Below are 279 nucleotides of genomic sequence, written 5' to 3'. Positions count from 1 at the left end.
CTTGGTGCAAATTGCTCAGATTCCCATTCTCAAACAAGTGGCTCGTTTCTATATTTGGGTTGTTCGAGGGACACCACTCTTGGTTCAACTCTATGTGATATTCTTTGGGCTACCAAGTCTAGGAATTGTCTTGGATGCCTTTCCGTCGGCGGTTTTGGTTTTTTCTGTCAATACAGGTGCCTACGCTGCGGAAACCATACGGGCTTCTATCGAGTCCGTGCCTAAGGGGCAGTTGGAGGCTGGCTATTCTGTCGGGATGAGTTTTGCCCAGACCATGCG

1 protein-coding gene is annotated in these 279 nt (G+C 49.1%); it reads left to right on the top strand.

All coding sequences use genetic code 11. The annotated features are described in order from the left end of the window. On the top strand, positions 1-279 hold a 279-nt coding region (locus C1E99_RS13900), incomplete at both ends, for an ABC transporter permease subunit (RefSeq protein ID WP_153060288.1).

The organism is Streptococcus suis (assembly GCF_002964045.1).
GTDB lineage: Bacteria > Bacillota > Bacilli > Lactobacillales > Streptococcaceae > Streptococcus > Streptococcus suis_U.
Note: the sequence above shows the minus strand (reverse complement) of the source record. Positions and strands in the feature narration are given on the sequence as shown.